Source organism: Streptomyces sp. NPDC018026 (genome assembly GCF_044327745.1).
Lineage (GTDB): Bacteria > Actinomycetota > Actinomycetes > Streptomycetales > Streptomycetaceae > Streptomyces > Streptomyces rubrogriseus.
Window position 1 is genome coordinate 717,667 of sequence record NZ_JBIRFY010000002.1, and the last position, 13,747, is coordinate 731,413.

The following is a 13,747-nucleotide window of genomic DNA, read 5'->3' on the forward strand; positions in this document are numbered from 1 at the left end:
GATGAGCCGACCGGAAGGACAGACCCTGCGCCGCCGGCTCGCCGGAGTCGTGTTCGTACTGGTGCCCGCCCTGCTGATCTGGCTGGCCGTCGCCGTCTACGACAAGAAGTTCACCGACTCCGACCCGGTGGTCGTCGAGACCGGCAGCGCCGGCAACCAGATGCACCCCGGCGCCGAGGTGAAGCTGCGCGGCGTGGTCGTCGGCGAGGTCCGCGCCATCGACGCCACCGGCGACGGCGCCCGGCTCACCCTCGCCATGAAGCCCGGCGCGCTGGACGACGTACCCTCCGACGTCCGCGCGCAGATGCTGCCCACCACCCTGTTCGGCGAGCGGTTCGTGGCCCTCGTACCGCCCGCGAACCCCTCGCCCGAGCCGTTGGCCGCCGGAGCCGTGGTCCCCCAGGACCGGTCCGCGAACGCCATCGAGCTCCAGCAGGTGCTCGACGACGTGCTGCCGATGCTCACCGCCGTCCAGCCGCAGAAGCTCTCCGCGACCCTGTCCGCCGTCTCGCAGGCCCTGGAAGGCCGCGGGGAGCGGCTCGGCGACACGCTCACCCTGCTGGACGAGCACCTGGCGGAGTTCAACCCCCACCTGCCCGCCCTCAACCGCGACCTCAAGGAACTCGTGAAGGTCAGCCATGTCTACGCGGACGCCGCGCCCGACATCATCACGGCGCTCACCGACTTCACCACCACCAGCGGCACCCTCGCCGAGCAGGAGGCGGAACTCGCCGCCACCCTCGGCGCCACGACCCGGACGGCCGAGGACGTGACCGCCTTCCTGCACAAGAACAAGGACAACATCATCCGGCTCGGCGACACCAGCCGCCCCACGCTGGAACTCCTCGCCGAGTACTCCCCGGCCTTCCCCTGCACCCTGCGCACCCTCGCCGAGTTCGTGCCGGCCATGGACAAGGCGCTCGGCAAGGGCACCGACCGGCCCGGCATCCACGTGGACGTCACCAGCGTCGCCTCGCGCGGGGCCTACCGACCCGGCCGCGACACCCCGGTGTACGACTCCGGCGGCGGGCCCCGCTGCCCCTCCGTGCCCTACCTCGGCGCCCTGCCCCGGCCCACCGCACAGGCCGCCACCCCCGCGGCCGAGCAGGACCTCGGGCCCGCCAACTCCCCGCAGGAGAACGACCTCGTCAACGAACTCCTGGCCCCGGCCGCCGGGAAGAGCCCCGGCGACCTGCCCGACTGGAGCAGCCTGCTCGTCGGCCCCGTCTACCGCGGTACGGAGGTGACCCTCGGATGACCGGCGCCGACCTCGCGCACACCCGGCGCCGTCCGCTGACCGGACCGCTGGTCAAGTCCCTCGTCTTCGTGGTGGTCACCGCCCTCGCCACCACCGTGCTCGGCCTGAGCGTGGCCGGCACCAGTGTCGACTCCGGCACCGGCACCAGCACCTACAAGGCGCTGTTCACCGACGTCACCGGGCTCGTCGACGGCGACAGCGTGCGGATCTCCGGGGTGAGCGTCGGCGAGGTGACCGACGTACGCGTCGTCGACCGGCGCACCGCGCAGGTCACCTTCACCGTCCGCGACGACCGCACCCTGCCCCGGTCGACCACCGCCGCCGTGAAGTACCTCAACATGGTCGGCCAGCGCTACGTCTCCCTCGGCCGCGGCAGCGGCGACCTCACCGGCACCCTCCCGGACGGCGGCACCGTCCCGCTGGAGCGCACCACGCCCGCGCTCGACCTGACCCTGCTCTTCAACGGCTTCAAGCCGCTGTTCGAGGGCCTGTCCCCGAAGGACGTCAACGAACTCGCCGGATCGATCGTCCAGGTGCTCCAGGGCGAGGGCGCCACCGTCGACAGCCTGATCCGCCACGTCGGCTCGCTCGGCACGACCGTCGCCGCCAAGGACAAGGTGATCGGCGAGGTCGTCGAGAACCTCACCACCGTCCTGGACACCCTCAACGACCGCGAGGACGGCTTCGACGACCTCGTGGTCACCCTCCAGAAGCTCGTCACCGGCTTCAACCAGGACCGCAAACCCCTCGGCGAGGCCGTCGCCGCCATGGGCGACCTGACCACCGTCACCGCGGGACTCCTCGAAGACGGACGCGCCCCCCTCAAGCAGGACATCCGCGAACTGGGCCGGCTCTCGGCGGGCCTCGGCGAACACACCCCGCAGATCGAGGACTTCCTGGAGAAGAGCCCCGCCAAGATGACCGCCCTGACCCGCCTGTCCTCCTACGGCTCGTGGTTCAACCTCTACCTCTGCGAGGCGCGCGTGAGCGGAGTGAGCACCTCCGACGGCTCGAAGCCGCCGACCGGCATCGCGATCACCGAATCGAGGTGCCGCGGATGACGCGCCCCCGCCCCCGCATCAAGCCGGTCAAGGAGCGCAACCCCGTCGCCGTCGGCGTCGCCGGACTGCTCGTCCTCACCCTGATCGGCCTCCTCGTCTACAACGTCGACCGGCTGCCGTTCGGCGGCGGCACCACCTACAGCGCCGACTTCTCCGAGTCCGCCGGCCTCGACGAGGGCGACGAGGTGCGCATCGCCGGCGTCAAGGTCGGCCGGGTCACCTCGGTCGCGCTCGACGGCGCCAAGGTCAAGGTCACCTTCGAGGTCGAGGACGCCTGGCTCGGCGACCGGACGACCGCCGCCATCGCCATCAAGACCGTCCTCGGCGACAAGTACCTGGCGCTCGACCCGCTCGGCTCCGGCCGCCAGGACCCCGGCGCCCGCATCCCGCTCGCCCGCACCACCTCCCCCTACGACGTGACCCAGGCCTTCCAGGACCTCAGCGGCACCGTCGACGACATCGACACCGGACGGCTCGCGGAGAGCTTCGAGACCATCTCCGACACCTTCAAGGACTCCCCGCCGCACGTGCGCAAGGCGGCCACCGGCCTGTCCGACCTGTCGAAGTCGATCTCGAAGCGCGACGCGAAGCTCTCCGAACTCCTCAAGGGCAGCGCGCGGTTCACCAAGACGCTTCAGAACAACAAGTCCAGCTTCGAGACCCTCATCGAGGACGGCGGTCCGCTGCTCGGCGAACTCCGCGACCGCCGCACCGCCATCAGCGCCCTGCTCAAGGGCAGCCAGGACCTCGGCACCGAACTCGGCGGCCTCGTCAAGGACAACGAGAAGCAGCTCGGCCCCACCCTCAAGGCACTCGGCCGCGTCACCAGCGTCCTGGAGAAGAACAACACCCGGCTCGGCGAGACCCTCGCCCTGGTCGGCCCCTACTACCGCCTGGTCGGCAACACCCTGGGCAACGGCCGCTGGTTCGACAGCTACCTGTGCGGCGTCGTACCCCGCGACTACCTGCCCGAGACCTCCCAGCCCGAGACCGGATGCCTGCCGCCGAAACAGCCGGCGGCGGCCCAGGGGAGCGGTGCGCGATGACCCGACGGCGAAAGTTCCTCACCGGGGTGCTCGCCCTCGTGCTCCTCGCCGCCGGCGGCCTGGCCGCCGCCCGGGTCCTGGCCCCCGACGGCACCCGGGTCACCGCCTACTTCGACCGCGCCATCGGCGTCTACGCCGGGTCCGACCTGCGCATCCTCGGGGTACGGGTCGGCGAGGTGGAGTCGGTGGACCCCGAGGGCACCCGGGTCCGCGTCGGCCTCCGCCTGGACGACGGGATCAAGGTACCCAAGGACGCGCGGGCCGTCGTCGTCGCGCCCAGCGTCGTCGCCGACCGCTACGTGCAGCTCACCCCCGCCTACCGCACGGGCCCCGCCCTCGCCGACGGCGCCGTGCTGCCCGCCTCCCGCAACCACGTCCCCGTCGAGATCGACCAGATCTACGACTCCATCACCGAACTCGGCGACGCCCTCGGCCCGGACGGCGCCAACTCCGACGGCGCCCTGTCCGAACTGCTGAAGACCGGCGCCGACAACCTCGACGGCAACGGCGAGGCCATCGGCGACAGCGTCGAGCAGTTCGGCAAGGCCGCCAAGACCCTCGACGGCAGCAGCGGCGACCTGTTCAAGACGCTCGGCAGCCTCCAGACCTTCACCACCATGCTGAAGAACAAGGACACCGACGTGCGCACCGCCCAGGAACGCCTGGACGAGGTCGTCAGCTTCTTCGCCGACAACAAGGACGACCTCACCGGCGCCCTGGAGGAACTCGGCAAGGCCCTCGGCCAGGTCAAGACCTTCATCGAGGACAACCGGGGCGAGCTGAAGAAGAACGTCGACCGGCTGGTCCCCATCACCCGGACCCTGGTCGAGCAGCGCGCCTCGCTGGCCGAGGCGCTGGACGTGGCACCGCTGGCCGCCGACAACGTCGTGAACGCCTACAACCCCGACACCCGCACCCTCGACGGCCGCGCCAACCTCAACGAGATCAGCAGCGGCGGCCCGCTGCTGCCGCTGCCCGTGGCCGGGACGGAGAAGGGGGAGGGACGATGAAGCGCGCGACGCTCCCCGGGGGCCGGGTGGCCGGTCTCACCGCCGGGGGACTGGCCGCCCTCGGACTCGCCCTCGCCCTGACCCTCGGCGGGGTCACCGTCGTACCGAGCGGCTTCGACGGCATCGAGGACCTGCCGCTGCCCGGCGGCGCCGACCTCGGCGACCACCCCTACACCGTCACCGCGGAACTCCAGGACGTGCTCAGCCTCGTCCCGCACTCCGCGGTACGGGTCAACGACGTCGCCGTCGGCCGGGTCACCGGCATCGAACTCGGCGAGGACGACTGGTCGGCCCGCGTCACCATGGAGGTCAACGGCGAGGTGCGGCTGCCCGCCGACGCCACCGCACGGCTCGAACAGTCCAGCCTGCTGGGCGAGAAGTACGTCCAGCTCGTCGCGCCCGCCAAGGAGACCGGAACCGGCCGGCTGACCGACGGGAGCGTCATCCCACTGGCCCGCACCAGCCGCAGCACCGAGGTCGAGGAGGTGTTCGGCGCGCTGTCGCTGCTCCTCAACGGCGGCGGCGTCAACCAGCTCAAGACCATCACCCGGGAGCTCAACGCCGCGCTCGGCGGCCGCGAACCCGAGGTCCGCTCGATGCTGAAGCGGGTCGACACCCTGGTGGGCGACCTCGACGACCACCGCGGGGACATCACCGACGCCCTCGACGCCGTCAACCGGCTCTCCTCGACCCTCGCCACCCGCAAGGACGACGTCGGCACCGTCCTCACCGACCTCTCGCCCGGACTGAAGACGCTGGAGAAGCAGCGCGGGTCCCTGCTGACCATGCTGCGCTCCCTCGACACGCTGTCCGGCGTCGCCGTCTCCACCATCAACGCGAGCAAGGACGACATGATCGCCGACCTCAAGGCCGTCGCGCCGACGCTGAGGGCCCTGGCCGACGCGGGCACGGACCTGCCCGACTCGCTCCAGGTGCTGCTGACGTACCCGTTCACCGACGAGGTGCTGCGCGGGGTGAAGGGCGACTACCTCAACACGTACCTGAGCATGGTCGCCGTGCCCGGGACCGAGGTGATCCCGCCGCTGGTGGACGGGCCCACGCCTGAGCCGACCGCGTCCGCGACGGCCTCCACCGCGCCCCTGTCGCTGCCTTCCGTGTCCGGGGCCGGACCGGCGTCCGGGGCCGGACCGGCGTCCGGGGCCGGACCGGCGTCCGGGGGTGAACACGGGTGATCACCCTCGCCGTACGGCTGAAGAACCTCGCCTTCCTCCTCATCGCCGTCCTCGCCCTCTCCTTCCTCGGCATCCGCTACGCCGACCTGGGCCGCTACGTGGGCGTCGCCGACTACTACACCGTGGACGTCCAACTCCCGCGCACCGGCGGACTGTTCACCCACTCCGACGTGACCTACCGGGGCGTCTCGGTGGGCCGCGTCGGCCCGATCGACCTCACCGCCGAGGGCGTCGTCGCCGAACTGCGCATCAAGAAGTCCGCGCCCCGCATCCCCGCCGACACCAAGGCCGTGGTCGCCGGGCTCTCCGCCGTCGGCGAGCAGTACATCGACCTGCGGCCCGAGAGCGACGGCTCCCCCTACCTCGCCGACGGCACCCGCATCGAACAGGCCGACACCGAGGTGCCGGCACCCGTCACCGACGTCCTCACCAGCGTCGACGACCTGGTCAGCTCCGTCCCGCTGGAGGATCTGCGCACGGTCGTCGACGAGTTCGGCAAGGCCTTCGAAGGGCACGGCGACGACCTCCAGGTGCTGCTCGACAGCGGCAGCGACTTCGTCGAGGCCGCCGACCGCGCCCTGCCGTCCACCACGCTGCTCATCAACGACGGCGAGACCGTCCTGCGCACCCAGGCCCAGGAGGCGCGGGCCATCCGCGACTTCGCCGTCGGCGCGAAGGACCTGGCCGCCGCCCTCAAGGGCTCCGACGCCGACCTGCGCCGCCTGCTCGCCGTCACCCCCGAGGCCGCCACCCAGGTCAGCGGCCTGCTGCGGGACCTCGACCCGAGCCTCGGAGTCGTCCTCGCCAACCTCCTGACCACCTCCGAGGTCGCCGTCACCCGGCAGCGCGGCATCGAGGAACTCCTCGTGAAGTACCCGGCGGCCGTCTCCGCCGGTGCCACCGCCGTCGACGGGGGCAAGCTGGACCTCGGCCTGGCCGTCACCTTCTTCAGCCCCCTGCCCTGCACCGACGGCTACGGCGGCACCCGCTACCGCAACGGCCTCGACCTCGGCACCGCGCCCGCCCTCAACACCGACGCCGCCTGCACCGCCCCGGCGTCGGGCGGGAAGAACGTACGCGGCTCGGCCAACGCCCCGAAGAGCGGCGCGGTCCCCGAACCGGCCCGGCCCGGCTCCCTGCCCTCGGGCGGCGGCGGGACCGCCCCGGCCAAGGGCGGCTCCCCGGCGCTGCCGGGCGCGCTCGCCCTGCCCGGACAGAGCGGTGAGGCTCCGAACGGCCTGACCGGACTCCTCGCCCCGGCCGCGGGAGGCACCCGATGAGGCGGGCCCGGATCCTCGCCGGAGCGGGGCTCGCGCTGGCCCTCGCCCTCTGCGGCACCGGCGCGTGGACGTACACGCAGGCCCGTACCGACGACGGGCTTGCCTACGGCCGGGAGCGGGACGAGGCGCTCGCCGACGGGCGCGCGGGCATCGCCGTACTCACCACGCTCGACGCCGCCACCCGGCAGCGGGCGGAGCGGAGCATCCGGGACTGGCGTGCCGTCTCCACCGGGCCGTTGCGCAAGGAACTCGGCGCCACCGAGGCCAAGGCGGGCAGCTCGGCGCGCGGCACGGTCACCGAGGCCGCCGTCACCGCGCTCGACACCCGGTCCGGCACGGCCAAGCTCATCGCCACCGTCCGCGTCCGGGTCACCCCGGCCGGGACCGCCGGGACGAAGAAGCCGGCCACCGACCGCAAGCGCCTGGAGGCGGTCCTGGCCCGCACGGGCGAGGGGGAGTGGAAGGTGAGGGCACTGAGCGCGGTGCCGGTCGCGGAGGAGAAGGGAGAGGAGCGATGACACCGACGTGGCTGCTGCGCAGGAGCGCCGCAGCGGAGCCCGGCACGGTGGACGAGCCGGCCCGCGACACGGACGCCCCTGCCGAGCCCGAGGCCGAGGCCACCGAGCCAGAGTCCCCCGCCGCCCGTCCGCCGAACGGACGCCTGCGGAAGGCGGTCCTGGTGGGCACCGCAGCCGTCCTCGTCCTCGGCGGCTGCGGATTCTTCTACGAGGCCCACCAGTTGAGGTCACAGGCGCCCGCCCGGAACCGGGCGCTCACCGACACGGAGGCCACCTCCCGCGTCGCGGGCGACGTCGGCAACGCCCTCGCCCGGATCTTCTCCTACACCCCGGACGGCACCGCGGCCGCCGAACGCTCCGCGAGCACCGTCCTCGACGGCCGCGCCGCCCGCCAGTACGAGACCCTCTTCGCCCGGGTCCGCGACGACCTCACCGAACAGCGCGTCACCCTGAGCACCCGCGCCGTGCGCACCGGAGTGATCGAACTCGACGGCGACCGGGCCCGCCTGCTGGTCTTCCTCGACCAGACCTCCCACCGCGAGACGGGCAAGGGCAAGGCCAAGGCCAAGGGCGACGCCGCGGCCACCACCGCGGCGGCCCAGCTCACCGTCACCGCACGGCTCGACGACGACCGCTGGCGGATCGTCGACATCAAGGCCCGCTGACCATGCGCGGGAGACTGGAGCACCCCATGAAACGCGCGGTCCGCCTCCTCGGCGTCGGTCGCTCCCGGCCGCTGCCCGCCCTGGCCCTGACCCTCGCCCTCGTCGCGGGCGGCTTCGCCGCCTGGGCCGGCCAGGACTGGTACCGGGCGGCCCACGACGAGCGGGCCGCCTACGCCGCACAGCGGGACGCGGCACTCTCCGCCGGCGAGCAGGCCGTGCAGAACCTGAACACGCTCGACCACCGCGAGCTTCAGCGCGGCCTGGACCTGTGGGAGTCGTCGACCACCGGCGAACTGCACGACCAACTCGCCTCCGGACGCGACGAGTTCGCCGACCGGATGAAGGAGGCGAAGACGGTCAGCACGGCCCGGGTGCTGTCCGGCGCCGTCACCGAACTCGACGACCGCGCCGGACGTGCCCGGGTGCTGGTCGCCGTGCGCGTCACCGTCGAGGCGGCCGACGGGGCGAAGAGCGACAAGGACAGCCGGATGCTCGGCGAACTCACCCGGACCGACGGCCGATGGAAGCTGAGCGCCCTGGGCCAGGCGCCCGTCGGCGGGACGTCGACCGGCTGAGCCGGTCCCGTACCGCGAGAGCCGGCCGCAGCGAGGAGGACAGCACCATGTCGACGACCCGTCACCACATCAACCGCCAGCGACGCCGCCAGGCCCGCGAGACCCGGCCCGCCGCCCCCGCCGGGCGCCCGCAGGATACGCCGGTCCGGACCGGCGGGCGCGGCGCCACGGCCGTCCTGACGCCCGCCGACACCGTCAGCGCGGACCCGCCCACGGCGGCCGGGGACGAGCAGGCCGCCCCGGCCCGGTCGCGCCGCCCCGTGGTCCTCATACTGCTCTGCGCGCTGACGGTGCTCCTCGGCGGCTTCGCGGGCTGGGCGCGCGCGGAGGCCGAGGGGCTCAGGTCCGAGCCCGCGCGGAGCAACACCGCGCTGACCGACCTCGCCCGCACCAGCGAGATCAAGGGCCAGGTGGCCAAGGCCGTCGACCGCCTCTTCTCCTACGACCACGCCGACCCCGGCGCCCTCGACAAGGCGGCGAAGGACCTCCTGACGGGCGAGGCCGTCGGGCAGCACCGCGACCTGCTCGCCGACGTACGCGCGCGTGCCGACGAGCAGAAGGCGGTGATCACCACGACGGTCACCGAGAGCGCGGTCGAACGCATCGACGGCGACCGGGCCCGGGTCCTCGTCTACGCCGACCAGAGCAGCGTCGCCACCACCGGAAAGAAGGCCGCGACGGAACAGAAGGACAAGGCGGGGGAGGGCGCCGCCGCCGCGCCGGACGAGGGCGTGTACGCGGCGGCCATGCTCGCCGTCGACGTCGTGCACCGCGACGGACGCTGGCTGGTCTCCGCCCTCGACACCTTCGGCCGCTGACCGCCGCCCGTATCCCCGACGGAACCGACAGGAGTGACGACCATGTCCGTACGCCGTGCCCGACGCCTGTACTCCGGCCGGGCCCGCAAGGGACTGCGCACGACCGCGCTCGCGGTGGCGGCCATGGCGGCCCTCACCGCCTCCCAGGCCCCCGGCCTCACCCGGGACGCCGAGGACAGCCACGCCGGGCCGGCCGCCGACGACCTGGGCCTGCCGACGGCGGACGGACCGTTCGCCGCGCTCGCGCCCCCGGGCGACGGCTCCTACCACACCGAACTCCCGCCCCTGAGAACGAGGAACGGCGGGCCGGTCCCGCCCACCCCCGCACTCGGGCCTCAGATCCGCGCCCAGTCCGGCATCCCGGCCACCGTGCTGCGCGCCTACCGCGCCGCCGAGACCGCCGTCGGGAGGACGGACCCGGGCTGCCGGCTGCCCTGGGAACTGCTCGCGGCGATCGGCAAGGTCGAGTCCGGCCAGGCACGCGGCGGCGCGGTCGACGGCAACGGCACGACCCTGCGCCGTATCACCGGACCGCCCCTCGACGGCCGGGGCTTCGCCCTCATCCGGGACACCGACGGCGGCGCCCACGACGGCGACACGGTCTACGACCGGGCGGTGGGCCCGATGCAGTTCCTGCCGTCGACCTGGGCCCGCTGGGGCGCCGACGGCAACGGCGACGGCCGCGCCGACCCGGACAACGTCTTCGACGCGGCGCTGGCGGCCGGGCACTACCTGTGCGCAGGCGACCGGGACCTGGGCCGGGCGGCGGACCTGGACCGGGCGGTCCTCAGCTACAACAACTCCCGCACCTATCTGCGACTGGTCAGGTACTGGCTGGAGTTCTACAGCCGCGGCGTCCACCCCGTCCCCGACGGCAAGGGCGTCCTCCCGAAGAGTCCCGGCGCGGGCGGCGACACCCGGGCGACCGAGCCCGTCGACGGCGAGGGCGGCGGGGGCCGGGGGAACGGCGGTGGGGGCGGGGACGGCGGCATCGTCATCGGCCCGGACCCGGGCACCACGCCGGGCAGCCCCGCGCCGTCCACCCCGACGGTGCCGTCGCCGAGCCAGGTTCCTTCCCAGCCGCCCACCGGGACCCCCACCGGGACCCCCACCGAAACGCCCTCGGAAACGCCCACCGGGTCCCCCAGTGGGACCCCCACCGACACCCCGGCACCCTCGCCGGACCCGACCGGTCCGAGCCCTTCGCCCACCCCCACGGACGAGTGCTCCGAGGAACCGGGAACCGCTTCCCCCGACCCCACGGCCGCCCCGACGGACGCACCCTGCCCGAGCCCGTCGGACACCTCGACGCCGGACACCTCGGCCGGGTAGGGGGACCAAGCACGGGGCAGCCGCGGGGAGTTCAGCCCGCCTGGCCCATGCCGGCCGCGTTCGGCCAGCCCGTGGCCGGGACCGACTCCAGGCCGTTGGTGCCCCTGACCTGGGCGGCCGTGAGACCGCCGCGGGCCGGGACACCGGGCGGGGTGGGCCCGAACGGCGCCGGGTACGCGGCGGCCGGGGCGGGCGCCGGAGCCGGGGCCGGTATGGGCTGCGGGGCCGGTGCCGGGTGGGGGACCGGCACCGGCCCGGGATACGGCACCGGCTGGGGGACCGGCACCGGCTGGGGCACCGGCACCGACTGGGGCACAGGTGCGGGGCCGGGCACGGCGGCCGCCGCCGGCGCCACCGGGACCGCGGCGGGGAGCGGCACGCCGGTGCCTGTGCCGGTGCCGGTGCCCGCGGCGGGGGCCGGAGCGGCGGCGAGCCCCGGGGCACCGGCACCGGCGGTCTGGGCGGTGATCGCGCGCATGCCGGAGCCGTTGGTCTCGTACATCAGGCGGTCCACCGCCGCCGTGCCCGAGCTGTAGCCGGTCCCTGTGGCCGGCCCGGGCACGGCGGCTCCCCTCCCGGCCCCGTAGAGCACCTGTTCCAGGCCGGACACCAGGCGGCGCACGTCCGCCTGGGGGCGCACCACGAGACGCAGGAAGCGGCTGGACGAACCGATCTTGTTGCCGCACTCCCGGACCAGCACCCGGTGCTCGGTGAGCATGCGGTCGCGCACGGCGGTGCCCTCCGCGCCCACGGGGAGGCGGACGAAGAGGAAGTTGCCCTGGGATGGGTACACGGTCAGGCCGGGCAGCGCGGACAGCTGGGCGGCCATCTCCAGGCGGTCGCGCCGCACCTGGTGCAGGCTCCGCGCGTACTCGGGGCCGTGGTCGCGCAGCATGAACACCACGTGCTCGGCGAAGGAGTTGAGGTTCCACTTGGGGAGCATGGCGCGCACCCGGCCCGCGAGCGCCGGGTTGGCGACGAGGTAGCCGAAGCGGATGCCGTGCAGCCCGAAGTTCTTGCCGAGGCTGCGCAGCACGACGACGTTGGGGCGCAGCATCGCCTCCTGGACCACGCTGGGATCGGCCTCCGCGTCGGCGAACTCCAGGAAGGACTCGTCGATCACGACGAGGTCCCGGTCGGCCATCGCGTCCATGAACTGCACCAGCGCCTGCTTGTGCAGATAGCCGCCGTCGGGGTTGTTGGGGTTGCAGACGACCACGGCCCGGGTGCCCCTGGCCCGGACGAACTCGCCGTACCGGGCGAGGTCGAGGGCGAAGCCGCCGGCCTCCTGGAGCGGGAACATGTCGACCCGCTTGCCGGTCTCCATGGGCTGGTCGGTCCAGCGGCCGAAGGTGGGGACGGGGACGGCGAGGGACTCCCGGACCAGCAGGTGGTCGATCCAGGTGATCAGCTCCGTGGAGCCGTTGCCCATCGCCACGCACTGCGGCGGGAGCTGGAGCAGACTGCACAGCTCGGCGGTGATGGTGTCGGCGCTGCTCGGGTAGTACGTGACGATGTCCCGCAGCCGGGCGGCCATCTCCTCGAACATCGCCGGGGTGGGGAAGTACGGGTTGCAGGGGATGCAGAAGTCCACCGGACCGGCGCCCGCCGCCTCGCCGCTCTCCCGCGCCAGCGCCGCCATCGAGGGGCTGTGCGCCGCGGTGCTGCGGAACAACGAGGTGACGTTGCCGGACAAGTGGACCTCCGTGAGTGGGCGGCCCGTGCGGGGACACGGGCCGCCCTTGTATACGGAGGCGGACGGGGCACCGTTCAACACGTGTGAAGAAAGTGTGCCCGCGCCGTCCGGGGTCCCCCGGCGTCGCCTACGCGTCGAAGGAGTGCACCGTCGACGTCCGGTACGTCTCGCCGGGCCGCAGCACGGTCGACGGGAACGACGGGTGGTTCGGCGAGTCCGGGAAGTGCTGCGTCTCCAGGCACAGGGCGTCGCCCTGGCGGTAGAGGGAGCCGCCGGTGCCCGTCAGGGTGCCGTCCAGGAAGTTGCCCGAGTAGAACTGGAGCCCGGGCTGGTCGGTGGCGATGCGCAGGGTGCGGCCGGAGGCGTGGTCCCGCAGGGTGGCGATGTGCTCGGGGCGGTCGGTGATGCCCTTGTCGAGCACCCAGTTGTGGTCGAAGCCCTTGGCGGTGACCAGCTGCGGGTGGGCGTCCCGGATGTCCCGGCCGACCGGCTTGGCCCGGCGGAAGTCGAAGGGCGTGCCGGACACCCGGGCCAGCTCGCCGGTGGGGATCAGGCCCGCGTCGGTGGGTGTGAAGCAGGAGGCGGCGATCGACAGCTCGTGGTCCTCGATCGTGCCGCTGCCCTCGCCGGCCAGGTTCCAGTAGACGTGGCTGGTGAGGTTGACGACGGTGGCCTGGTCGGTGGTGGCCTCGTAGTCGATGCGCCAGTCGCCGCGCCGGGTGAGGGTGTACGTCACCTTCGCCCTCAGCGTGCCCGGGTAGCCCATCTCGCCGTCGACGCTGGTGTAGTGCAGCACCAGGCCGGTGTCGGAGCCCTCGGTGAAGGGCTCGACGTCCCACACCCGGTAGTCGAAGCCCAGGGCGCCGCCGTGCAGGGAGTTCTCCCCGTCGTTGACGGAGAGCTGGTACTCCTTGCCGTCCAGGGTGAAGCGGCCCTTGGCGATGCGGTTGCCGTACCGCCCGATCAGGGCGCCGAAGTGCGGGCTGCGGGCGACGTAGTCCTCGATGTTGTCGAAGCCCAGCGAGACGTTCGCGTAGCGGCCCCGGCGGTCCGGGATCTCCAGGGACTGCACCACGCCGCCGTACGACAGCACCTTCATCCGCGTGCCGCCGTTCTCCAGCGACCAGCGGTACACCTTCGTCCCGTCGGCCAGCCTGCCGAAGAGTTCCTTCACGGGTTTCCTGCCTCCCGAGGCGTGCGCCGTGCCGCCGGCCGCGGTGGCGGCGACGCCGGCCGCGGCCGCCGACGCGATGACCGTTCGTCTGCTCAGTTCCATACGTTCGGCTCCTGTACTT

13 protein-coding genes are annotated in these 13,747 nt (G+C 73.3%); 11 read left to right on the forward strand and 2 right to left on the reverse strand.

Annotated elements, in window-relative coordinates; genetic code table 11:
• The first annotated feature begins 1 nt into the window (after position 1).
• Genes ACH4D3_RS08795 through ACH4D3_RS08845 form a run of 11 tightly spaced genes read left to right on the forward strand, consistent with a single transcriptional unit; the run spans position 2 to position 10,756 of the window.
• Entirely contained in the window at positions 2-1,258 is a 1,257-nt protein-coding gene (locus tag ACH4D3_RS08795) for an MCE family protein (RefSeq protein WP_398318207.1), read from the forward strand.
• Complete coding sequence (locus tag ACH4D3_RS08800) at positions 1,255-2,319, forward strand: MCE family protein (protein ID WP_398318210.1); 1,065 nt, start codon at positions 1,255-1,257, stop codon at positions 2,317-2,319. Before ACH4D3_RS08795 ends, ACH4D3_RS08800 begins: the two co-directional genes overlap by 4 nt.
• Positions 2,316-3,365 carry an MCE family protein gene (locus ACH4D3_RS08805; RefSeq protein WP_398318213.1) on the forward strand — a complete coding sequence of 350 codons (1,050 nt, stop codon included), beginning with the start codon at positions 2,316-2,318 and terminating at the stop codon, positions 3,363-3,365. Before ACH4D3_RS08800 ends, ACH4D3_RS08805 begins: the two co-directional genes overlap by 4 nt.
• The gene (locus ACH4D3_RS08810; RefSeq protein ID WP_398318216.1) at positions 3,362-4,375 is read left to right on the forward strand and encodes an MCE family protein; all 1,014 of its coding nucleotides are present in this window, start codon (positions 3,362-3,364) and stop codon (positions 4,373-4,375) included. The genes ACH4D3_RS08805 and ACH4D3_RS08810 overlap by 4 nt, the downstream gene beginning before the upstream one ends.
• The gene (locus ACH4D3_RS08815; RefSeq protein ID WP_398318219.1) at positions 4,372-5,568 is read left to right on the forward strand and encodes an MCE family protein; all 1,197 of its coding nucleotides are present in this window, start codon (positions 4,372-4,374) and stop codon (positions 5,566-5,568) included. The genes ACH4D3_RS08810 and ACH4D3_RS08815 overlap by 4 nt, the downstream gene beginning before the upstream one ends.
• Positions 5,565-6,848: an MlaD family protein gene (locus ACH4D3_RS08820; RefSeq protein WP_398318222.1), complete on the forward strand. Its 1,284-nt coding sequence runs from the start codon at positions 5,565-5,567 to the stop codon at positions 6,846-6,848. The genes ACH4D3_RS08815 and ACH4D3_RS08820 overlap by 4 nt, the downstream gene beginning before the upstream one ends.
• Positions 6,845-7,366 carry a hypothetical protein gene (locus ACH4D3_RS08825; RefSeq protein ID WP_398318225.1) on the forward strand — a complete coding sequence of 174 codons (522 nt, stop codon included), beginning with the start codon at positions 6,845-6,847 and terminating at the stop codon, positions 7,364-7,366. The genes ACH4D3_RS08820 and ACH4D3_RS08825 overlap by 4 nt, the downstream gene beginning before the upstream one ends.
• Entirely contained in the window at positions 7,363-8,031 is a 669-nt protein-coding gene (locus ACH4D3_RS08830) for a hypothetical protein (RefSeq protein WP_398318228.1), read from the forward strand. Before ACH4D3_RS08825 ends, ACH4D3_RS08830 begins: the two co-directional genes overlap by 4 nt.
• 26 nt (positions 8,032-8,057) lie before the next feature.
• Positions 8,058-8,606: a nuclear transport factor 2 family protein gene (locus tag ACH4D3_RS08835; protein WP_398318231.1), complete on the forward strand. Its 549-nt coding sequence runs from the start codon at positions 8,058-8,060 to the stop codon at positions 8,604-8,606.
• Between the two features lie 47 nt (positions 8,607-8,653).
• Complete coding sequence (locus tag ACH4D3_RS08840) at positions 8,654-9,424, forward strand: hypothetical protein (RefSeq protein WP_398318234.1); 771 nt, start codon at positions 8,654-8,656, stop codon at positions 9,422-9,424.
• 42 nt (positions 9,425-9,466) lie between these two features.
• A complete protein-coding gene (locus ACH4D3_RS08845) occupies positions 9,467-10,756 on the forward strand; it encodes a lytic murein transglycosylase (RefSeq protein ID WP_398318237.1) in 1,290 nt (429 codons plus the stop codon).
• A 31-nt stretch (positions 10,757-10,787) separates the two neighbouring features.
• Here ACH4D3_RS08845 and ACH4D3_RS08850 read toward each other — a convergent pair whose 3' ends face one another.
• Both ACH4D3_RS08850 and ACH4D3_RS08855 read right to left on the reverse strand, forming a co-directional pair.
• Positions 10,788-12,452 carry a pyridoxal phosphate-dependent aminotransferase gene (locus ACH4D3_RS08850; protein WP_398318239.1) on the reverse strand — a complete coding sequence of 555 codons (1,665 nt, stop codon included), beginning with the start codon at positions 12,450-12,452 and terminating at the stop codon, positions 10,788-10,790.
• A 127-nt stretch (positions 12,453-12,579) separates the two neighbouring features.
• Positions 12,580-13,728, reverse strand: a complete 1,149-nt coding sequence (locus tag ACH4D3_RS08855) for an aldose epimerase family protein (protein WP_398318242.1) — start codon at positions 13,726-13,728, stop codon at positions 12,580-12,582.
• Positions 13,729-13,747 lie beyond the last annotated feature (19 nt).